The 21,650-nt window shown below is 64.9% G+C and carries 19 protein-coding genes and 1 tRNA gene; 14 read left to right on the plus strand and 6 right to left on the minus strand.

Annotation, left to right across the window (positions count from 1 at the left end; translation table 11 throughout):
• Nucleotides 1–59 precede the first annotated feature (59 nt).
• From PHA8399_RS11615 to PHA8399_RS11650, 8 genes are all read left to right on the plus strand, one after another.
• Complete coding sequence (locus PHA8399_RS11615; RefSeq protein WP_058286311.1) at nt 60–2,822, plus strand: aminotransferase class I/II-fold pyridoxal phosphate-dependent enzyme; 2,763 nt, start codon at nt 60–62, stop codon at nt 2,820–2,822.
• Nucleotides 2,823–2,837: 15 nt separating this feature from the next.
• Complete coding sequence (locus PHA8399_RS11620) at nt 2,838–4,298, plus strand: biotin carboxylase (protein ID WP_058286312.1); 1,461 nt, start codon at nt 2,838–2,840, stop codon at nt 4,296–4,298.
• 15 nt (nt 4,299–4,313) lie between these two features.
• A complete protein-coding gene (locus PHA8399_RS11625) occupies nt 4,314–5,288 on the plus strand; it encodes a C45 family autoproteolytic acyltransferase/hydrolase (RefSeq protein WP_244270207.1) in 975 nt (324 codons plus the stop codon).
• Nucleotides 5,289–5,566: 278 nt separating this feature from the next.
• Nucleotides 5,567–6,073 (plus strand): hypothetical protein, encoded by a 507-nt coding sequence (locus PHA8399_RS11630; RefSeq protein ID WP_058286313.1) that lies wholly within the window; start codon nt 5,567–5,569, stop codon nt 6,071–6,073.
• A complete protein-coding gene (locus PHA8399_RS11635) occupies nt 6,070–6,483 on the plus strand; it encodes a phage holin family protein (RefSeq protein WP_058286314.1) in 414 nt (137 codons plus the stop codon). Before PHA8399_RS11630 ends, PHA8399_RS11635 begins: the two co-directional genes overlap by 4 nt.
• The gene (locus PHA8399_RS11640) at nt 6,473–7,618 is read left to right on the plus strand and encodes a DUF3618 domain-containing protein (RefSeq protein WP_058286315.1); all 1,146 of its coding nucleotides are present in this window, start codon (nt 6,473–6,475) and stop codon (nt 7,616–7,618) included. The genes PHA8399_RS11635 and PHA8399_RS11640 overlap by 11 nt, the downstream gene beginning before the upstream one ends.
• A gap of 64 nt (nt 7,619–7,682) precedes the next feature.
• Nucleotides 7,683–8,630 (plus strand): YihY/virulence factor BrkB family protein, encoded by a 948-nt coding sequence (locus PHA8399_RS11645; RefSeq protein WP_058286316.1) that lies wholly within the window; start codon nt 7,683–7,685, stop codon nt 8,628–8,630.
• A gap of 114 nt (nt 8,631–8,744) precedes the next feature.
• Nucleotides 8,745–10,286, plus strand: coding sequence for a catalase (locus PHA8399_RS11650; protein ID WP_058286317.1), 1,542 nt, complete (start codon nt 8,745–8,747; stop codon nt 10,284–10,286).
• Between the two features lie 204 nt (nt 10,287–10,490).
• On the opposite strand, the gene PHA8399_RS11655 is transcribed toward PHA8399_RS11650, so the two are convergent.
• From PHA8399_RS11655 to paaZ, 3 genes are all read right to left on the minus strand, one after another.
• Nucleotides 10,491–10,567: transfer RNA gene (locus tag PHA8399_RS11655), tRNA-Met, on the minus strand.
• A gap of 191 nt (nt 10,568–10,758) precedes the next feature.
• Nucleotides 10,759–11,559, minus strand: a complete 801-nt coding sequence (locus PHA8399_RS11660; protein ID WP_058286318.1) for a PaaX family transcriptional regulator C-terminal domain-containing protein — start codon at nt 11,557–11,559, stop codon at nt 10,759–10,761.
• Nucleotides 11,560–11,642: 83 nt separating this feature from the next.
• On the minus strand, nt 11,643–13,673 hold the full coding sequence (gene paaZ / locus PHA8399_RS11665; protein WP_058286319.1) for a phenylacetic acid degradation bifunctional protein PaaZ: 2,031 nt from the start codon (nt 13,671–13,673) through the stop codon (nt 11,643–11,645).
• A 126-nt stretch (nt 13,674–13,799) separates the two neighbouring features.
• Between paaZ and paaG the strand changes: the two genes are divergently transcribed.
• From paaG to PHA8399_RS11690, 5 genes are read left to right on the plus strand one after another with little or no spacing between them, the layout of a single operon-like run.
• Nucleotides 13,800–14,585, plus strand: coding sequence for a 2-(1,2-epoxy-1,2-dihydrophenyl)acetyl-CoA isomerase PaaG (gene paaG, locus PHA8399_RS11670; protein ID WP_058286320.1), 786 nt, complete (start codon nt 13,800–13,802; stop codon nt 14,583–14,585).
• Between the two features lie 2 nt (nt 14,586–14,587).
• A complete protein-coding gene (gene paaI / locus PHA8399_RS11675; RefSeq protein ID WP_058286321.1) occupies nt 14,588–15,013 on the plus strand; it encodes a hydroxyphenylacetyl-CoA thioesterase PaaI in 426 nt (141 codons plus the stop codon).
• 14 nt (nt 15,014–15,027) lie between these two features.
• On the plus strand, nt 15,028–16,338 hold the full coding sequence (gene paaK, locus PHA8399_RS11680; protein ID WP_058286322.1) for a phenylacetate--CoA ligase PaaK: 1,311 nt from the start codon (nt 15,028–15,030) through the stop codon (nt 16,336–16,338).
• Between the two features lie 16 nt (nt 16,339–16,354).
• Entirely contained in the window at nt 16,355–16,951 is a 597-nt protein-coding gene (locus tag PHA8399_RS11685; protein ID WP_058286323.1) for a TetR/AcrR family transcriptional regulator, read from the plus strand.
• 57 nt (nt 16,952–17,008) lie between these two features.
• A complete protein-coding gene (locus PHA8399_RS11690) occupies nt 17,009–17,221 on the plus strand; it encodes a hypothetical protein (protein ID WP_058286324.1) in 213 nt (70 codons plus the stop codon).
• Nucleotides 17,222–17,278: 57 nt separating this feature from the next.
• Here PHA8399_RS11690 and PHA8399_RS11695 read toward each other — a convergent pair whose 3' ends face one another.
• The gene (locus tag PHA8399_RS11695) at nt 17,279–19,315 is read right to left on the minus strand and encodes an OmpA family protein (RefSeq protein WP_058286325.1); all 2,037 of its coding nucleotides are present in this window, start codon (nt 19,313–19,315) and stop codon (nt 17,279–17,281) included.
• A gap of 144 nt (nt 19,316–19,459) precedes the next feature.
• A complete protein-coding gene (gene trpS, locus PHA8399_RS11700; RefSeq protein WP_058286326.1) occupies nt 19,460–20,488 on the minus strand; it encodes a tryptophan--tRNA ligase in 1,029 nt (342 codons plus the stop codon).
• Between the two features lie 100 nt (nt 20,489–20,588).
• On the opposite strand from trpS, the gene PHA8399_RS11705 reads away from it, so the two are divergent.
• Nucleotides 20,589–21,275 carry a rhomboid family intramembrane serine protease gene (locus PHA8399_RS11705; RefSeq protein WP_058286327.1) on the plus strand — a complete coding sequence of 229 codons (687 nt, stop codon included), beginning with the start codon at nt 20,589–20,591 and terminating at the stop codon, nt 21,273–21,275.
• Nucleotides 21,276–21,411: 136 nt separating this feature from the next.
• On the opposite strand, the gene PHA8399_RS11710 is transcribed toward PHA8399_RS11705, so the two are convergent.
• Nucleotides 21,412–21,609: a YgaP family membrane protein gene (locus PHA8399_RS11710; protein WP_058286328.1), complete on the minus strand. Its 198-nt coding sequence runs from the start codon at nt 21,607–21,609 to the stop codon at nt 21,412–21,414.
• Nucleotides 21,610–21,650: the final 41 nt, after the last annotated feature.

The raw sequence follows: 21,650 nt of genomic DNA on the forward strand, positions 1-21,650 counted from the left end.
CATTTCTTAGTAGCCAGAGCCTTTTGATCTCCCGCCGATAACCAGGATGGGAGGTGCACATGCAAGTAATGGGCGACTATTACTCGGCGATCCAGCTGCGTCACGATCAGTGGACAACGCTGAGGGAAGTGACCGAAGCCCTGGCCAGTGCCCGAAAACCCAAACGTGAAGCAGCGCTCGTGACGAATGTCCGGGCGCTGTTTGATTTACTGGGTCCGATTGAGACCTATTGGGCCTTTCCCGGTGTGCAGGCCTTTGAGCAGATACGGCGCCAGTTCGAGCACGGCAATTACGCTGATGTGGCGTTTTCCGTCCAGCGCATCTGCCGGGCCTTGTCCACCGGCGCCTACCGGCGGCGGCATGTGCCGCTGGATCGCGACTCGGCGGATGCGGACGAGCATGAGGACGAGGTCATCCAGCCGCCCGAGGCGCGGGCCTTGGCCAAGCCTTATTTCGAGGTGCTGGTGGTCGACAACGTCAACGAGCATCAGGAGCGCTGGCTGCACAGCAACTTCAAGAAGATGCGCCGCCCGGAAGATCCGTTCCATTATGAAACCGTGGTGGTGCCCAGCCTGCAGGACGCGCTGATCGGGATCCTGTTCAACTATAACATTCAGGCGATTGTGGTGCGGCCGGGCCTCAAGTTCGACTCGAAGATGGAGATGTCGCTTCTGACCCGCTACCTGGACTGGGCCGGCGGCACCGAGGGCATCGAGGCGGTCCGTTCGCTTGACCATGGCCCGGCGCTGTGCCGGCTGGTGGCGAATGTCCGGCCGGAACTGGATGCCTATCTGGTCACCGACCGCTCGGTCGAAGAGATCGCCGGCCATGATCTGGGGATCTGCCGCCGGGTCTTTTACAATCAGGAAGATTTCATGGAGCTGCACCTCAATATCTTGAGGGGGGTGCAGGCGCGCTACAAGACGCCGTTCTTCACGGCGCTGGTGGAGTATTCCAAACAGCCGACCGGCGTCTTTCACGCAATGCCGATCAGCCGCGGCAAGTCGGTTTCGCGCAGCCACTGGATTCAGGACATGGGGGCGTTTTACGGCTCCAATATTTTCCTGGCCGAGACCTCTGCCACCTCCGGCGGGCTGGACAGCCTGCTGGAGCCGCACGGGCCCATCAAGCAGGCGCAGGAACAGGCCAGCCGCGCCTTCGGGTCGAAACAGACGTTCTTTGCCACCAACGGCACCTCCACCTGCAACAAGATCGTGGTGCAGGCGCTGGTGCGGCCCGGCGATATCGTGCTGGTGGACCGCGACTGCCACAAGTCGCACCATTACGGGCTGGTGCTGGCGGGCGCGCAGGTGGTCTATCTCGACAGCTATCCGCTGAATGAATACTCGATGTATGGCGCGGTGCCGCTGCGGGAGGTCAAGCACATGCTGCTGCACCTCAAGGCGCAGGGCAAGCTGGACCGGGTGCGGATGCTGTTGCTGACCAACTGCACCTTTGACGGCATCGTCTACAACGTCGAGCGGGTGATGGAGGAATGCCTGGCGATCAAGCCGGACCTGATCTTCCTGTGGGACGAGGCCTGGTTCGCCTTTGCCCGGTTCAGCCCGCTGTACCGGCAGCGCACCGCGATGAACGCCGCCAATGTGCTGCGCGAGCGGCTGCGCAGCGACGCCCATGCCAGAGCCTGGGAGGAGCAGCAGAAGCAGCTGAAGGATGCCAGCGAGGAGGAGTGGCTGAACACCCGGCTGCTGCCGCCGCCCGACGCGCGGGTGCGGACCTATGCCACTCAGTCCACCCACAAGACGCTGACCTCGCTGCGGCAGGGGTCGATGATCCACGTGAATGACCAGGATTTCAAAGGCGAAGTGGAGGTGAGTTTCCACGAAGCCTACATGACCCATACCTCGACCTCGCCGAATTACCAGATCATTGCCTCGCTGGACGTGGGGCGGCGGCAGGTGGAGCTGGAGGGGTTCGAATTCGTCCACCGGCAGGTGGAGGCGGCGATGGCGATGCGGCGGGCGATCATGACGCATCCGCGGCTGAGCAAGTATTTCAGGATCCTCACCGCCGCCGACATGATCCCAAGCAAGCACCGCGAAAGCGGGCTGGAAAGCTATTACGATCCCGAGCGCGGCTGGTCGGATGTCTGGGACAGCCTGGTGCATGACGAGTTCGTGCTGGACCCGACCCGGGTGACGCTGGCGGTGGGCGGCACCGGCTGGGACGGCGACACCTTCAAGACACAGATCCTGATGGACAAATACGGGATCCAGATCAACAAGACCTCGCGCAACACGGTGCTGTTCATGACCAACATCGGCACCACGCGGTCTTCGGTGGCCTATTTGATCGAGGTTCTGGTGGAAATTGCCACCGATCTGGACGAATTGCTGGATGATGCCTCGATGATGGAAAAGCGCGGCTTCGAGAAGCGGGTGTCGAACCTGATGCACGACCTGCCGCCGCTGCCCGACTTCAGCCGCTTTCACGACGCTTTCCGCTCTGCTCCGGAAACGCCCGAGGGGGACATCCGCTCGGCGTTTTTCCTGAGCTATGAGGAAAACAATTGCGACTATCTGGAGCTGGACGGCTCGATCAAGGCGGCGATGGAAAGCGGCCAGGAGGTGGTCTCAGCCTCTTTCATCATCCCGTATCCGCCGGGATTTCCGATCCTGGTGCCGGGGCAGGTCGTAAGCCAGGAGATCCTGGCCTTCATGCGGGCCTTGGACGTCAGCGAAATCCACGGCTACCGGGCCGACCTGGGGCTGCGCGTGTTCACCGAGGAGGCCCTGAAACAGCAGGCCAAGGCCAATCAGGCGCGGCTGAAGCTGAACGCCGCCCGGCACAAGATTTTCTGAAGGGAGAAATAAGGCATGCCATCTGCAGCACTGAAAAATATCTCTGAAATACGCCGGCACTTTCACCGCAACGAAGACCCTGTGTATTTCGTCTCGGCAACCAATTTCAACCTGCTGGGGCTGGATGAATGGTGCAAGAATTTCAAATACATATGTTACATTGACTGCTATGGCGGCAAGCACCCCAACGTGTTCTGCCCGTCCGAGCAGCCGCACGCCGAATTCCAGTCGATCGAGGATATCAACAACTACCTTCTGCAGCACAAGGAGGTGGTCGAATGGATCAAGGGGCGCGGCGGCAAGCCCAAGTTTGTGTTCCTGATGTTCGACGAGGAGACCGAGCGCCTGGCCAAGGAACTGGGCGGCGAGGTCTGGTTCCCCAGCGCCAAGCTGCGCCAGAGCATGGACAGCAAGATCGAAACGGTCCGGATCGGCAACAAGGCAGGGGTGCCTTCGGTGCCGAACGTGCTGGCGGAGGTCAAGGATTACGAGGATCTGAAGAAGACCTGCGAAAAGGCGGGCATCGGCCATGACGTGGTGCTGCAGTCGGCCTTTGGCGACAGCGGCCACACCACCTTCTTCATCAATTCCGAGGCCGATTTCCGCCGCCACGAGCATGAGATCGTGGGCGAGGGCGAGATCAAGATCATGAAGCGGATCGACTGCCGCGGCTCCGCCATCGAGGCCTGCGCGACCAGGGAGGGCACCATCGTCGGGCCGCTGATGACGGAACTGGTCGGCTTCAAGGAGCTGACCCCCTACCGCGGCGGCTGGTGCGGCAACGAGATTTTTTCGACCGCGTTTCCGCCCAAGACCCGCGAGCGGGCGCGCGAGCTGACCTTCAAGTTCGGCGAGCAGCTGCGCAAGGAAGGCTACCGCGGCTATTTCGAGCTGGATTTCCTGATCGACAAGAAGACCGGGGAGATCTGGCTGGGCGAATTGAACCCGCGCATCACCGGCGCGTCCTCGATGACCAACCACGCGGCCTTTGCCCATGCGGACGCGCCGCTGTTCCTGTTCCATCTGCTGGAGTTCTCCAAGAAGAAGTTCAAGCTGGACGTGGCAGAGCTGAACGACCGCTGGGCCGATCCCAAGATGATCGACAGCTGGTCGCAGATGGTGATCAAGCACACGGATGATTCCGTCGATATCGCCACGGAGGTGCCGGAGACCGGCATTTACCGCATGGCCGAGGACGGCACCGTCCAGTTCGACCGCTTCGACTATCACCGCCGTGCGGTCGAGAGCGAGCAGGAGGCGTTTTTCCTGCGCATCCTGCAGCCGGGCGATTACCGGTATGAAGGCGCCGATATCGGCATTCTGGTGACCCGCGGCCGGTCGATGACGCCGGGGTTCCAGCTGAATGACCGCGGCAAGCGCTGGATCGACGCCATCAAGAGCAATGTCAAAGCGCGGCCGCTGCCGATGCAGGAGGCAGGGCCGGTGGTGGCCGATCCTGCCTTCAAGATCATGTAGGCCTGCTGTGAGGGCATGATCATCCGCTGGCGCGCCATCGACGAACCCCAGCCCGGTCCCAAGTGGGCCGGGCTGTTCCGGGAATTCTGGCCCGACTATCACAAATGGTGGGTCCGCGAAGGCCCGGAGGCGCGCCCCGGTTACCTGGACAGCGTCAACGCGCTGAAGCGGCATATGCCGGAGCTGCTGCCGCTTTATGAGGAGCTGTGCGGCCTGGCGGGCGGCGCGGATCATGCGGCGCGGTTTCTGAGCTTCTACTGCCCGCCGCCCTATCTGTCGGCCTGTTCCCAGGCGCTGTGGCCCGGGCCGGAGCCGGTTCTGGTGCGCAATTACGACTACAGCCCGCATGCCTTTGACGGGGTGGTGATGCGCACCGAATGGCTGGGCCGCGCGGTGCTGGGCACCAGCGACAGCCTGTGGGGGCTGGTGGACGGGATCAACGATGCCGGGCTGGCGGTGTCGCTGACCTTCGGCGGCCGCCGGGTGGTCGGCGAAGGCTTCGGCGTGCCGCTGATCCTGCGCTATGTGCTGCAGACCTGTGAAACCGCAGAGGAGGCCGGCGCGGCGCTGTCCCGTCTGCCGACGCATATGAGCTATAACGTCACCGTGGTCGACCGGGACCGCAAGTTCCTGACCGCCTTCATGGCGCCCGACCGCAAGGCGGTGCTGAAACATGTATCAGTCGCCACCAACCACCAGGAGAAAGTGGAGTGGGACAGCCATGCCCGCTTTACGGCGACTGTGGAGCGGGAGCGGTTTCTGCTGCAGCGGCTGACGCTGCATGTGGAGTCGGAAGAGAAATTCATCGGCGCGTTTTTGAAGCCGCCGCTGTATTCCTCGGCTTTCAGCGAGGGTTTCGGCACGCTTTACACGGCGGTCTACCGGCCCCGCAAGCTTGAGATGGAACTCCGCTGGCCGGGCAGTGTCTGGCATATGCCGCTGATGGCGTTTGACGAGCGCACCTTGGCCGTGCAGGTGCCGGTATTTTAGCCGCCGGGCCGGTCCGGTCTGCCGGTGGCGAACCATCCCCTGTCTGAAAGACCGCTGAGCTGCCCCGCCGCCGGCGGCCCCCCGCTTATCCCCGCATCAAAAGGCTGCACGTTCCGGGAAAATTGGAACTGACCGGGTGTGCTGTGAGTTGTCCATGTATCGAACCGACCGATACAGCCCGGGGAGGAAGCCATGCACAGTATCTTCTACATCATTGGCGTCGTTGTCGTCGTTCTCGCGTTGCTCAACTTTATCGCCTGATCAGAGGGAGTATTCAGATGTCCGGAACAGACAAAGTGAAAGCCGCCGCAAAAAACGTTGCCGAAGAGGCCAAGTCCGCCGCGGCAACCGCTGCTGAAACCGCCAAGAAGGAGGCGCAGCTGCGCGCCGAAGCCGCCAAGGAAAGCGTCGCCGACGAGGTGAAATCCGTCGCCTCGGCCCTGCGCTCCGCCTCCAACGAAATGCGCAGCGGCTCGCCGCATGAACGCGCGATCGGCCAGGTGGCCGGCACCCTGGCCGATGTGTCAGACTCGATCCGCAACCAGGACCTTGGCGACATGGTCCATTCGGTTTCGGATTTCGCCCGCAAGAATCCGGTCATGTTCCTGAGCAGCGCTGCGCTGCTGGGCTTTGCCGCCGCACGCTTTGCCAAGGCGTCGGACAGCAGCCATCAGGACACACCGCAGCTCCCTGCAGCGCACCCGTCCGCGGCTGCCCCCGCCACCAGCCCCGCGCAACCAGCGGGCGCCTATCCGGTCACGCAGAACGTGGGAGATCCGAAATGACACAGACGAATCCCGGACCTGGCGGATCGCCGAATGCCGCCAGCATCGTGTCCGAAGCGCTGAACAACATCAGCTCGCTGATCCGCAACGAGCTGGCGCTTGCGCGGGCCGAGATCGGCGAAAACATGAACCGCGCGGCCGTTGCCCTGGGCCTGATCGTCGGCGGCGTCGTGGTGGCGCTGACGGCGCTGAACGTCCTCGCCGCGGCGCTGTCCGCCGGGCTGACCGAAGCCGGAATGGACCCGGGCTGGGCAGCCCTTCTGGTGGGCGTGGCCTTTGCCGCCATCGCCTTTGGCATGATCGCCAAGGGCACCAGCGACCTGAAGCTGTCGAGCCTGGCCCCGACCCGCACCGCTGAAAACGTGAAGCGCGACGCGCAATCCATTAAGGAGACGTACAATGACAAATGACAGCCGTTCTGTTCACGAGATTGAGCGCGAGATTGAACGGGATCGCGCGCAGCTGACCAGCAACCTTGAACACCTGCAGAACAAGTTTTCCGTCGACGGGGTTGTGCAGCAGCTGGGCGAACAGCTGCGTGAGCACGGCGGCGAGATCGGCAATGCCATTACCCGGACCGTCAAGGAAAACCCGGCGGCGGTGGTGCTGACTGGCGTCGGGCTGGCCTGGATGATCTTCGGCCAGGGCCGTTCCGGCGCGAGCCGCAGCGGTGCCGGCCGTGACAGCGGCTGGGAAGACCGCCGGGCAGGCGGCAGCTATGGCGGGCACGCCTCCAGCGGCACGCTGGTGACGCGCCCCGATCCGCGCATGAAGGGCGGCACCGAAGGGGTTCCCGCCTGGGCGCGCGACGATGATGACGATGGCAGCAGCCTGGCTGACCGCGCTGCCGGCGCCGCCGCATCGGCGCAGGCCAAGGCGTCTGCAGCAGGATCGGCGCTGCACGACAAGGCCTCGGCGGCGGGCTCTGCCGTCAAGGATGCTGGCGCAGCCGCGAAGGACAAGGCCGCAGCCGCCGGACAGTCGGTCCGTGACGGCGCATCCTCCGCTGCAGAAGCCGCCCGGCTCAGCGCTGCCCGCATGCGCGCCCGCCTGTCGGAAGGCACCGAGAACCTGTCCGAAGAGGCCAAGGCCCGCGTGATCGCGGCCCGCGAGGCCGCTATTGATGCCCGCCGCAAGGCCGCAGAGGCGCTGGCCTCCGGGTCGCGCCAGTCGGCGGACTTCTACAACCGCCAGCCGCTGGTTGCGGGGGCACTTGCGCTGGCGCTGGGCGCAGCCATCGGCGGCGCGCTGCCGCGCACCCGCACCGAAGATGACATGCTGGGCGCCTACAGCGACAAGATGACGGAGCGGGCCGAAGCGATCCTCCGCGAAGAGCAGGAGAAGGCCGTCGCGGTGATGCAGGCCGCCCGCAAGGAAGCTGAAACCATCGCCAGCGAGAAGCGTGAGGCGATGGACAGCGCGGCGCCGCAAGGCAAGACCGCAGCCCAGGCTGCTGCCGACGAGTTGAAGTCCGCCGGCAAGCGCATCGCCGGAGCGGCTGCCGACAAGGCCAAGGAAAAGGATCTTGGCAAGCCTTCATCGTAAGACGGGCCCGGAGGCTGCCTCGGCAGCCTCCGCCTTTGCATGAAACGGACGGGGAGGACGCGCCATGGCACGCGGCAGGCACGCGGAAGCACCGTACAGGATCCCGCCCAAGGGCTGGAAGGATATCGCCCTGCGGGTCAAGGACGAGGTTGCCGCGGACCACGTGGGGCTGATCGCTGCCGGTGTGGCCTTTTACGGGCTGATGGCGCTGTTCCCGGCGATCACCGCGCTTTTGGCGATCGGCGGGCTGATGGTCGAGCCCGCCCAGATCGTCGATCAGATTTCGCAGCTGGAAGGGGTCGTGCCGGACGAGGTGATGGAGATTATCGTCGGCCAGGCGACCCAGGTCGCAGGGTCACGGGAAGGCGGCCTGGGACTGGCCGCGGTGGCGGGTATCGTGATTGCGCTCTATTCGGCCTCCAAGGGCATGAACAGCCTGATCGAAGGCATGAACGTGGCCTATGACGAGGAGGAGAAGCGCGGCTTCTTCATGAAGACCTTTGTTACCCTTGTCCTGACGCTGTTCCTGATTGCGGGCTTGCTGATGGGCTTGCTGGCGACGCTGGCGGTTCCGTCTGTTATCGCGCTGGTTGATGCAGGCCCCGTGACCGAAGCGCTGGGCACGCTGCTGGCCTGGGGCGTGCTGCTGGTGATGACCATGGCCGGGCTTGCGGTGCTTTACCGCTATGGCCCCTCGCGCGACAAGCCCGAGCTGCTGTGGACGTCGCCCGGCGCGGCTTCCGCCTGTGTGCTGTGGCTGGCAGGCTCTGCCGGGTTTGCGTTTTATGTCGGCAACTTCGGATCCTACAACGAAAGCTTCGGCGCGCTGGCCGGGGTTGTTGTCCTGCTGATGTGGCTGTGGATTTCCGCCTTCATCGTGCTGCTGGGGGCCGAGATCAACGCCGAAGTCGAGGCGCAGACCACCTATGACACAACCGTCGGCCCCGATGAGCCGATGGGCGAGCGCGGCGCGGTGAAGGCTGACAAGCTGGGCGCGCGGCAGGGCAGCTGAGGCAGCCGGAGCTGCTGGCTCCTGGCAATAACGCACCGGGCGAGAGCGGCGGCGCCCAGGGACCTTACCGCTGCAGCGACAGGTTTTTCCACAGTGATTGAAGAGAGGTCTGGAATGACAAGCTCCAACGACAGCAAGGGCACCCCCCCGACCACCACCGATGCGGGCCAGCGCGTTCACACCGACGAGCATTCGCTGACCGTGGGGCCGGACGGGCCGATTGTGCTCAACGATCATTACCTGATCGAACAGATGGCAAACTTCAACCGGGAGCGCATCCCGGAGCGCCAGCCCCACGCCAAGGGCGGCGGCGCGTTCGGCTATTTCGAGACCACGCAGGACGTGTCGAAATACACCAAGGCCAAGATCTTTCAGCCCGGCGCGAAATGCGATGCCCTCGTCCGCTTCTCGACGGTGGCCGGCGAGCGGGGCAGCCCCGACACCTGGCGCGATCCGCGCGGCTTTTCGGTGAAAATGTACACCGAGGACGGCAATTTCGACATGGTGGGCAACAATACGCCCGTCTTTTTCATCCGCGATCCGATGAAATTCCAGCATTTCATCCGCAGCCAGAAACGCCGGGCCGACAACGACCTGCGCGACCATGACATGCAGTGGGATTTCTGGACCCTGTCGCCGGAAAGCGCGCATCAGGTGGCCTATCTGATGGGCGACCGGGGCATCCCGAAGACCTGGCGCGAGATGAACGGCTATTCCAGCCACACCTACTCGCTGGTGAATGCCGAGGGGGAGAAGTTCTGGGTCAAGTTCCACTTCCACACCGATCAGGGCGATGGCAACGCGTACCTGAGCCAGGAGGAGGCCGACAAGCTGGCCGGCAGCGACGGCGACTATCACCGGCGCGATCTGTTCAATGCGATCCGCGACGGCAATCCGCCGAGCTGGACGCTGAAATGGCAGATCATGCCATATGAGGAGGCCAAGACCTACCGCCTCAACCCGTTCGATCTGACCAAGGTCTGGCCGCACGCGGATTATCCGCTGATCGAGGTCGGGAAACTGGTGCTGGACCGGAACCCCACCGACTTCCACACGGAAATCGAACAGGCGGCGTTCGAGCCGAACAACATGGTGCCGGGGGTTGGGCTGTCGCCGGACAAGATGCTGCTGGCCCGGGGCTTTTCCTACGCGGACGCGCACCGGGCGCGGCTGGGCGTGAACTACAAGGAAATCCCGGTCAACAAGGCGCAATGCCCGGTCCACAGCTATTCCAAGGACGGGGCGGGACGCACGCAGAAGGTTGCGGATCCGGTCTATGCGCCCAATTCCTATGGCGGGCCGGCGGCGCAGCCCCCCTCTGGCCCCGAGGCCGGCCTGTGGCATGCGGACGGCGGCATGGTCCGGCAGGCCTACACGCTGCGGGAAGACGACGATGACTGGAGTCAGGCCGGCACGCTGGTGCGCGAGGTGATGGACGATGCCGCCCGCGACCGGCTGGTGTCGAATGTGGCCGGGCATCTGAGCGACGGTGTCAGCGAGACGGTGCTGCAGCGGGCGTTCGATTACTGGCGCAACATCGACGGCGAGACCGGCGGCAGGATCGAGGCCGCTGTGCGCGAGAAGCTGGGCGGCGCGTCGGAAGCGCCGGGTCTGGCCTCGGCCGAAAGCATCAGCGGCAGCGGGACCGGCGGATAAAAACCGCATTGCCACTGGCAGGCAGCGGGCCCTTAGCGGGGCCCGTTTGCACGCTGGCAGAAGCATCCGCGAGTGCGCCGGGCGCGTCAGGCAGGTGCCAGCCAGCCAGCTTCAGTGTGCGGCTGGAGCCGCTGCGCGCGGACGGCAAACGCGGGGCGCAGGCCTTGCAGGCGGTTGCTGATTTTTTGGTATTTAAGGGAAGGGTGGTAGCGGAGGAGGGACTTGAACCCCCGACACGCGGATTATGATTCCGCTGCTCTAACCAACTGAGCTACTCCGCCGCTCGCCGTGTGGACGCGATTTAAGGAATGCCGCCGGTGGGGTCAAGCAGAAAAGACCGGGAAATGCAGATTCTTCCTGATTTTTTCTGGCGACAGCGAAAAGATCTACAAATACAGGAGCTTACCTCCACCCTGGCGGGCCGCGGCGGGGTCATGCTGCGGTGCGATTGGATTATTGCGCGGCCGGGTGGTCAATCGGCTTGGGTGTCCAGGGTGGACAGCTCCGGCCGGGGCAGGCGGTCGAGCAGCTGGAACACCAGGGCGCGGCAGGTTTCCCCGGACCAGTCCTCAGGGTGGAAGCTGGGCGGCAGGTCCGGGTGGCGCAGCACCACGCGGCGCCAGCGGTGCACGATCAGCGTGCGCAGGGTTCCGGTCTGCGCGGGCGTCAGGCCCGCAGGCGGCGCAGCGATCTGCTGCAGGTCGCGCTGCAGCGTGGCGCAGGCGTCCTGCAGGTGCTCTGGAAACAGCCGGGCCTTGAGCCAGCCGGGCACGCGCATGCTGTTGACGCCGGCCGCCAGCAGGTCGTCCAGGTTGCGCGGCATCGGCCCGTGGCCAAGCGCGGTGGTGCGGTTCACGGCGACGTAATTGGACAGCAGCAGCACGTCGTCCAGGGTTGCCTGCCCGGCGCCGTCTTCGGCGATCAGCAGGTGCCAGGCGCCGGGGGCGGCGGCGCGGCGCTCGTAGATCCGGGGGGTGACGGCTGCGGACTGGTTGCGGCCGTATTCGGTCAGGTAGTGGACCGAGGCGCGGCCTGCGCGGGCGCTTTCGATCCAGCCGTCCTTGCGCAGCCGGTGCAGCGCCACGCGGATCGCCTCGGGCTTGATTCCCATCGGAGTGATGATGCGGGTCAGGGCGCTGCCGCTGATGCGGGCGCCTTTGTCCTGCGCGAGATCGCCGAACAGCGATACGATCACCGACCAGACCCGCTGGTTCTGCGGATCGTTCAGCTGCTGGACGGTTGTGTCAAACCAGGGGTTATGCTGTTCGTTCATAGGGATAAATATAGTTCGCCCGGACCGGTTAGGCCAGTCCGGGCGCATGGCAGCGTCACCGCTGCCTGCCACTTTTGCACCGCTTAGTAGGCGTTCATCGTCAGCAGCTCATACTCTGCCGCAACCTCATCGTCCTGGTTGGTCAGGGTCACGTGCCAGCGCACCTCGCCGTATTCCTCGTTGCGCGGGGTCTTCTTCTTGACGGTGAGGCGCACCTTGATGCTGTCGCCCGCCGAAACCGGCTTCATGAAGCGCAGGGAGTCGAGGCCGGTATTGGCCAGAACCGGGCCCTCGTCCGGCTGCACAAACATGCCCGCGGCGAAGGACAGCAGCAGGTAGCCATGCGCCACGCGGCCCGGGAAGAACGGGTTCCGCTTGGCGGCTTCCTCGTCCATGTGCGCATAGAAGGTGTCGCCGGTGAAATGGGCGAAGGTCTCGATATCCTCCAGCGTCACGGTGCGCGGCGCGGTGTGCAGGGTCTCGCCAATCGCCAGCTCGCCGAACTTGCGGGTGAAGGGGTGTGCGGGGCCTTCGATCTCGGTGCCGCCGGGCACCCATTTCTCGCCGATGGCGGACAGGATGTCGGGCGAGCCCTGGATGGCGGTGCGCTGCATGTAGTGTTTGACGCCGCGCACGCCGCCCATCTCCTCGCCGCCGCCGGCACGGCCCGGACCGCCGTGCACCATATGGGGCAGGGGGGAGCCGTGACCGGTCGATTCCTTCATCGAGTCGCGGTTGTTGAAGTAGAGGCGGCCGTGGTAGGCGCCGGCGCCGATGGCAACCTCGCGCGCGACAGCAGAGTCATGGGTGATGACCGAGGCCACCAGCGAGCCCTGGCCGCGGTTGGCCAGCGCGATGGCGTGGTCCAGATCGCGGTAGCCCATGATGGTGGAGACGGGGCCGAAGGCCTCTGTGTCGTGTACCCGCTGGGCGTTGTCCGGGTCGGCGCAGTGGAACAGCATCGGCGGCACAAAGGCGCCTTTGTCGGCGTCTGCACCATCGACGGAGAAGTTGTCCGGGTCGCCAAAGACACGCTCTGCCTCCTGGCCGATGATCGCGGCCTTTTCCAGCACGTCGCGCTTCTGGCTGTTGGAGACCAGCGCGCCCATGCGGGTGGTTTCCAGCCGCGGGTCGCCGATCTGGGTTTTGGCCAGGCGGGCGGACAGGGCTTCGATCACCGCGTCCACCTGTGCTTGCGGTGCGATGATGCGGCGGATGGCGGTGCATTTCTGGCCTGCCTTGGTGGTCATCTCGCGGCTGACCTCCTTGACGAACAGGTCGAATTCCGGCGTGCCGGGCTGCGCGTCCGGGCCAAGGATCGAGGCGTTGAGGCTGTCCTGTTCGGCCACGAAGCGGACCGAGTTTTCCAGGATCACCGGGTTCGCGCGCAGTTTCAGCGCGGTGCTGGCGGAGCCGGTGAAGCTGACCACGTCCTGCATGGTCAGATGGTCCAGCATGTCGCCGAGGCCGCCGGAGACCAGTTGCAGCGCGCCTTCGGGCAGGATGCCGCTGTCGAGCATCAGTTTCACGGCCAGCTCGGTCACATAGCAGCTGTTGGTGGCGGGTTTCACGATGGCGGGGACGCCTGCCAGCAGGGTCGGGGCCAGTTTTTCCAGCATCCCCCAGACCGGGAAGTTGAAGGCGTTGATATGCACCGCAACGCCGCGTAGCGGGGTGCAGATGTGCTGGCCCAGGAAGGTGCCGTTGCGGCTGAGCTGCTCCACTTCGCCGTCGAGGTAGACATGGCCGTCCGGCATCTCGCGGCGGCCCTTGGAGGCGAAGACGAACATGGTGCCGATGCCGCCGTCGATGTCGATCATGTGGTCGGACTGGGTGGCCCCGGTGTTGAAGCTCAGATCGTAGAGCGCCTGCTTGTGCTGGTTCAGGTGGCCTGCCAGCGCCTTCAGCATCCGGGCGCGGTCGTGGAAGGTCAGCTTGCGCAGGGTGGGGCCGCCCACTGTGCGGGCGTAGTCGAGCATTGCCTGCACGTCGAGCGCGTCATTGCCGGCGCTGGCGATCACCTCGCCGGTGATGGCGCTGGCGATGTTGCGGGCGCCCGCGCCCGGTGCGACCCATTGACCCGCTGCAAAGCTGGAAATCTCTAGAAGGCTCATGATGGTGTCCTTTTCGTCAGGCCGGCAGGGGGCCGGCTGGCTGGAATCCGATGCTGAGATATATTGACCGTCCGGTCGGTTTATGCAAGGAGTTTGTCAATGCGCCGCTGAGAGGGTGAGGGAGCGATGAGCGATACGATTCTGGTGGAGGATCACGGAACCTGGGTGGAGATCACCCTGAACCGTCCGGACCGGCTGAACAGTTTCAACGAAGAGATGCACAATGCCTTGCGCGCAGCACTTGAGGCCGCGCGTGACGGCGGTGCCCGGGCGGTGCTGCTGACCGGCGCGGGCCGCGGCTTTTGTGCCGGCCAGGATCTGGGCGACCGTGATCCGCGCAAGATGGACGGGCCGCCGGACCTGAGCCAGACCGTGCGCAAGTTCTATGCGCCGCTGGTTCGGCTGATCCGCGAGCTGAACTTCCCGGTGATCTGCGCGGTGAACGGCGTGGCCGCCGGGGCGGGTGCTAATCTGGCGCTGGCCTGCGACATGGTGCTGGCGGCGGAAAGCGCCAAGTTCATCCAGTCGTTCTCCAAAGTCGGCCTGATCCCGGATACCGGCGGCAGCTGGCATCTGCCGCGGCTGCTGGGTGAGGCGCGGGCCAAGGGGCTGGCGCTGACGGCTGAGCCGCTGCCTGCGAAGAAGGCCGAGGATTGGGGCCTGATCTGGAAGGCGCTGCCGGACGGCGACCTGATGACAGAGGCCCGCGCCATGGCTGAGAAATTCGCAAATGGCCCGACTCTGGGGCTGGGTCTGACCAAACAGTGCATTCAGGCCGCAGCGGTCAACACGCTGTCCGACCAGCTGGAGATCGAGGCGGACGCGATGAAAACCTGCGGCGAAAGCGCCGATTATGCGGAAGGCGTCGCCAGCTTCCTGGAAAAGCGCGCGCCTGCGTTCAAGGGCAATTGACCATGACCCCGAAAGAACGCGCCGAGAAATCCGCCGCCGCCATGTGGGCCGAAGACCATGCGTCCAAATGGGCGGGGATGGAGATCACCCATGCGGACGAGGGCGAGGCGACGCTGGAGCTGACCATCGCCCGGCATCACTGCAACGGCCACGGCATCTGCCACGGCGGCGTCACATTCATGCTGGCTGACAGCGCCTTTGCCTTTGCCTGCAACAGCCGCAACCAGTCGACGGTGGCGCAGCACAACGTGATCAGCTTCACCGCGCCGGGACGGCTGGGCGATACGCTGATCGCCACGGCGCGCGAGATTTCCCTGACCGGACGCAGCGGCATCTATGACGTGACAGTGACCAACCAGGACGGCCAGCAGATCGCCGAGTTCCGGGGCTTTTCCCGGGCGGTCAAAGGCCAGTTGTTTGACGAATAGGTGTGGAGGACGCCATGGAAGACCTGACCCCGAACAAGAGCGATCTTGACCCGATCGAGATCGCCTCGATCGACGAAATCCGCAACCTGCAGCTGGAGCGGCTGAAATGGTCGGTGCGCCATGCCTATGACAACGTGGCGATGTACAAGCAGCGCTTCGACGAGGCGGGCGTGCATCCGGACGACCTGCAACAGCTGTCCGATCTGGCCAAGTTCCCCTTCACCTACAAGAACGACCTGCGCGACAATTACCCGTTCGGCCTGTTTGCCGTGCCGCGCAGTGAGATCATGCGCCTGCATGCGTCCTCCGGCACCACAGGCAAGCCGACCGTGGTCGGCTATACCGCCAATGATATCAGCAACTGGGCGGATCTGGTGGCGCGCAGCTTGCGTGCCTCCGGCCTGCGCAAGGGCGACATGGTGCACAACGCATATGGCTACGGCCTGTTCACCGGCGGCCTGGGCGCGCACTACGGGATCGAACGGCTGGGCGCCACTGTCGTTCCGATGTCGGGCGGGCAGACTGAAAAGCAGGTCGGGCTGATCACCGATTTCAAACCCGACGGCATCATGGTGACGCCCTCTTACATGCTCAACATTCTGGAGCAGTATCACAAGGTCGGCATGGACCCGCGCGAGTGCTCGCTCAAGGTGGGTGTGTTCGGAGCCGAACCCTGGACCGATGCGATGCGCAGGGAGGTTGAGGAAGCGTTTGATATGCACGCGGTCGATATCTACGGCCTCAGCGAAATCATGGGGCCGGGTGTCGCCAATGAATGCGTCGAGACCAAGGATGGCCCAGTCATCTGGGAGGACCACTTCCTGCCGGAAATCATCGACCCGGCGACCGGCGAGGTGCTGCCGGACGGTGAGATGGGCGAGCTGGTGTTCACCACGCTGACCAAGGAAGGCCTGCCGATGATCCGCTACCGCACCCGCGACCTGACCCGGCTGCTGCCGGGCACCGCGCGCACGATGCGGCGGATGGAGAAGATCACCGGCCGCAGCGACGACATGATCATCCTGCGCGGCGTCAACGTCTTCCCCAGCCAGGTGGAGGAGCAGCTGATGGCGACCGGCGGGCTGGCGCCGCATTACCAGATCGAGCTCTATAAATCCGGCCGCATGGACGCGATGCGGGTCTATGTGGAGGCCAACCCGGATGCCACCGATGAGCTGAGCAAGACCGCGGCGGCGCGGATGCTGACCAAGCGGATCAAGGATATGGTTGGCGTTTCCACCGAGATCATTGTAGGCGAGCCCGGATCCGTCGAGCGCAGCCAGGGCAAGGCCAAGCGCGTTGTCGACAACCGCAGCAAGTCCTGACCCGGGAGAGTGAGCCTTGGCCCGCACGATCGCAAAAGACCATGATCAGAAACGCGCGCAGATCCTGAAGTCCGCAGCCAAAGTGTTTGCGGAAGCAGGCTATGACCGCGCGTCGATGACCCAGCTGGCGCGGGAGTGCGGGATCTCCAAGGCGAACATCTACCATTACTATGACAGCAAGGATGCCGTTCTCTTCGGCCTCCTTGACACCTACCTCAGCGACCTGCGCGACCGGGTCTGCGAGGTGGAGCTGGACGGCTATGGCCCGCAGGAGCGGCTGCGCCGCATCGTCTCGGAAATTCTGCTGGCCTATCAGGGCGCGGACCATGAGCATCAGGTGCAGCTGGGCGCAATGGGGTCGTTGCCCGAGGACCAGCAGAAGCATCTGCGCGGCTATCAGCGCGAGATGGTCCAGTTCATGAGCGATGCGCTGCTGGCGGTGGCGCCCGAGATCTTTGACGGCGACAGCGCCAAGCTGCGCGGCGCCACCATGTCGGTCTTCGGGATGCTGAACTGGTATTACATGTGGAATACCGGCGCCGGCTCGAAGGCGCGGGAGGATTACGCCCGGCTGGTTTCGGATCTGACCCTGCATGGGGTCAAGGGGCTGTAGCGGCGCTTTTGCGGTTCTGCTGTTTCGCGCTAGCTTTCTCCGCCAAGGGAGGATGTGATGCAGAAACCTGAGAGCTTCGAGAGTTTCTATTACAAGAAGGTCGGTCTGGGCGAGGCCTGCGGCTGCGCCGAGCGCGCCATCGGCATGTATGAGTTCGACCGCACCCTGGGCGGGAAGACACACGCAAAAACCGGCAGGCGCCGGTTCTCGTTCAAGGCGTTTGCGCTGAAATACGGGCTGCTGTCCCGGCCCCGAACACCGGCGGAATAGCTGTGGAAAGCACCCGGCGGGGCAGGCCCGCCGGGTGCAGCTGTTCAGGCTTGCGGATCAGCTTTCGCTGCCCAGAAGCGGGGTGATGCGGCGCACGGCGACGCGGCGGTTGGCGCGCTCGGCGTCCAGCGTGCTGACGGCCAGGTCGCTTTCGCCATAGCCCTGCACCACCATGTTCTCAGGCGGCACATCGAAGTACTCAGTCAGCGCCAGCGCCACGGTTTCCGCGCGGCGGTCGGACAGCGCCAGGTTATAGGTCGCTGCGCCCACCGCATCGGTGTGGCCTTCGATCAGGAACACCTCGCCCGGGTTGCGCTCAATCAGGTCGCGCAGCGCGTTGCCCAGGGCGGCCAGCTCTTCGGCCTCCTGCGGGCGGATCACGGCTGAGCCGGTGTCGAAATTCACCGAGTCCACGTTGATCACAGGCACCAGGCGGCGCACCGCGTCGATGTTGCGGACCTGCACCAGCGAGAAGCGGCGGTCGATCTGCGGAGCGTCCTGCGCGGCCAGCGCTGCAGCCAGGTCCTGTGCCGACACGGCACCGGTGCTGGAGAAGGCGCGGCGGTTGTCCTGAACCTGCGGCAGCTCGTTCACGACGACCTTTTCGGCCTTTTGGGTGTCGTCGAACAGCACCACGCTGCGGCCATCCGGCAGGATGCGCGTGCGGCGCAGCACCCGGCCCTCGGCGGAGCGGATGGTTTCCACCTCAACCCCGTTCTCGCGGGTCACCACGGTGCGGGTGGAGCCGTCCTGGAACCGGTAGGTGGTCACGTTCGAGCCCGGCTGGCGCAGCAGCACATCGTCGTCTTTCAGGATGCGGTACTGGCCGTCCTGTTCCACGATAGCGCGGTCGCCGGAGTTGGACACGACCTTGCCGCCGTTGTTGAGCAGTGTCCCGATGGCCAGGGCGCCAAGGCCAAGCAGGGCGTTGCGCTGCGAGTCGGACAGGCCGCTGTCATCGTCTTGCGGGGCGGCATTGGCCTGCGGGGCAGCAGCTTCTGCCGCGGCCTGGGTGTCCGCGCCGACTTCGGTTTCGAATTCCTCGTCCGAGCTGCGCACGGTTTCCTCGGTCACCGTTTCTTCGATCACTTGAGCGTCGCCTTCGCTGCCTTCTGCGGCGGCGGCTGCGGCGGCTGCGGTTTCCGTCTCGGCTTCGGCCTGGGCGTCAGCCTGGGCCTGGCTGTCCATCTCTACCAGTTCCGGATTGTCGGGGGTCTCGCCTGCATCGCCCTGCGACTGGGCCAGATCGGCGGCAATGGCTTCGGCGCTGGTTGCGGTGTCTTCAGCGGCTGTATTCTCTGCCGGCTGATCCGCTTGCGCTTCGGTCTCCTGCTCAGCCTGGGCGGCGTCCTGCTGGCCGGCTTCAGCTTCGGTCTGCTGCTCAGCCTGGGCCTCGGCCTGCTCGTCCTGTGCTTCGGCCTGCGCTTCCTGAGCGGCGGCCTGAGCTTCGGCCTCCTGCTCCAGCGCCTCTGCCAGGGCTGCGGCTTCTGCGGCTTCCTGAGCGGCTGCGGATTCGGCAGCAGCCTCAGCTTCGGCGGCAGCCTGTGCCTCTTCGGCGGCCTCTGCCTCTGCGGCGGCCTGTGCCTCTGCTGCGGCCTGTGCCTCTGCTGCGGCCTGTGCTTCGGCGTTCGCGTCAGCAGCGGCCTCAGCTGCGGCTTCGGCCTGGGCCGGTTCGGTGCCGTCTGCCTGCTGCTGGGTGTCTGCACCGCTTTCTGCCTGCGCGTCCGCGCCGGCCTCAGCTTCAACAGCCGCCGCGGCCTCGGCTTCGGCTGTCATGTCCGCGACGCTGGCCAGCACGGTGGCGGATTGCAGCTCGCCCGGCAGCTCCGCGTCAAAGGCGCCAGTGCCGTAGGCCTGGCAGAACTTGGCGATCCGGCCGGATTTTTCCTGAACTTCCCCGCCGGCGGCCAGCTTCTTCTGTTGCCGGTCGGCGCGTTTCCTGCAGCGGTCGACCAGCTCGCCGATTTCGGCGCTGGTCATCTGGGTGAGGTCGAAGCGCTTGTTGCCCTTGTCCTGCGACAGGGCGGGCAGCGGGGCTGCCAGCGAGACCATCACTGCCAGCGCCGTGGTCGATTTGAAAATTCCCGGTTTCATTGCGGTTCCTTCCTTGTTCCGGCACAGGGCCGTAGGGGGGTAACCGCTGAGGGCAGGAAAAGTTTCCCGCCGTTCCGGCAAAAAAGAAGCCGTCCCGGGAGGGGCGGCTGGACTTTGGCCGTTTTCCGCCAGCTGCGCGCCGCGTCAGAGGCTGACGGGCGGAACCATGCCGACAATGTCATAGGTCTTGCGCAGGATCGGCGCGGTGATCTCGCGCGCGCGCTGCGACCCGCGGGACAGAATCTTGTCGATTTCGTCCTGGTTCTGCATCAGCCGCGCCATCTCGGTCGAGATCGGCGCCAGCTTGGACACCGCCAGATCCGCCAGCATCGGCTTGAATTCCGAGAACTGCCTGCCGCCGGCATCCGCCAGCACCTGTTCCACGGTTTGCTCGTTCAGCGCGGCGTAGATATTGACCAGATTGCGCGCCTCGGGCCGCCCCTCAAGCCCCTCAACCTCGGAGGGCAGGGCATCAGGGTCGGTCTTGGCCTTGCGGATCTTTTTGGCGATGGCGTCGGCGTCATCGGTCAGGTTGATGCGGGAGGCGTCGGAGGGGTCCGATTTCGACATCTTCTTGGAGCCGTCGCGCAGGGACATGACGCGGGTGGCCGCGCCTTCGATCACCGGCTCGGTCTCCGGGAAGAAATCGACGCCGAAGTCGTGGTTGAACTTGATCGCGATATCGCGGGTCAGCTCCAGGTGCTGCTTTTGGTCCTCGCCCACCGGCACATGGGTGGCGTGGTAGACCAGAATGTCCGCCGCCATCAGCGCCGGGTAGGCAAACAGGCCCAGCGAAGCGTTCTGCTGGTTCTTGCCGGCCTTGTCCTTCCACTGGGTCATCCGCTGCATCCAGCCCATACGGGCGACGCAGTTGAAGATCCACGCCAGCTGCGCATGTTCCGGCACCTGGGACTGGTTGATCAGGATTGATTCTTCCGGGTCGATGCCGGCGGCGATGAAGCCCGCGCAAAGCTCGCGGGTGGACTTTTTCAGATCCGCGGGGTCCTGCCAGACGGTGATCGCATGCAGGTCGACCATGCAGTAGATGGTCTCGATATCCTTGGCCTGCCAGTCGACGAAGCGCTTCAGCGCACCGAGGTAATTCCCCAGATGCAGGTTGCCCGAAGGCTGGATCCCCGAAAAGACGCGCGGGGTGAAGCTGGTTTCGCTCATGGCCGGAAACTCCCGTCTGGAATTATGCACCATCGTCGCTTACCCATGGGGCCAGGATAGGTCAACAGGCGCGGGGAATTCCGTGCCGCAAGGAGCCCGGATGAGCAGCCAGCCCCACAACGCCCCCCTCAACCCTCTGCCCGCCGCGGTGGTGGCGCTGGTCCTGATCATCATCGGGATCGAAGCCGTGTTTTCGCTGGGCGCGCGCGGCATCCTGGGCGGGCCGGAGGCGATCGGCTGGCGGCTGGAGGCGATCCAGTCTTATGCGTTCTCCAGCGAGATCTTCTGGTGGATGCAGGACAGCGGCCGCTGGCTGCCGGAGCATCTGAAGCGGTTTGCGACCTACACCTTCGTGCATGGTGCCTTTACCCACGCGCTGTTTGTCTGCGTCTTTGTGCTGGCGATGGGCAAGATGGTGGGCGAGGTGATGGGCGATCTGGCGATGGTGATCATCTTCATCCTGTCCGGCGCCGGCGGCGCGCTGGGCTATGCGCTGCTGGTCAGCGGCGGCCAGCCCCTGATCGGCGGGTTTCCAGCGGTTTACGGGCTGATCGGGGCGTTCACCTTTTTGCTGTGGCGCTCGCTGGCCTCGGTCGGGGCGCAGCAGAGCCGGGCGTTTTCGCTGATTGCGTTCCTGATGGGCGCGCAGCTGTTGTTCGGGCTGCTGTTTGGCGGCCAGAAGGACTGGGTGGCGGATCTGGCGGGCTTTGCCACCGGGTTCGGCCTGTCGTTCTTCCTGGCGCCGGGCGGCTGGGCGCGGATCCGCAACCGCATCCGCCACGATTGAAGCGGCGCGCTCCCGCCCGCTGCCCGCGCCCCTGGCGGGGCACCGCCAGCCGTTGGGCCGGGCAGCGCGCTGCGCGCGCCGCAGGGCAGGACTGCTCCTGACGGCGCTGGTTTGATTGTGCGGCTGGCCGGACGGGTCAGCCCTGTTTTTTCAGCGGGCAGGTGTTCAGGCCGAGGACCTTATAGACCGGGCAGTAGCCCATAATGCCGGTCGCCAGCGGCACCAGGCCGATGAGGCCCCACAGGGTTTGCGGGCCGATGAACACCAGCGACAGCAGGATCAGGCCAAGAAGGATGCGCAGGGCGCGGTCGAGGGTGCCTTCGTTACGGGGCATTGCGTGGTCCTTTCGAACTCAGGTTGAAATTTCTGAGCCCA

Source organism: Leisingera aquaemixtae (genome assembly GCF_001458395.1).
In the GTDB taxonomy this organism is placed as follows: domain Bacteria; phylum Pseudomonadota; class Alphaproteobacteria; order Rhodobacterales; family Rhodobacteraceae; genus Leisingera; species Leisingera aquaemixtae.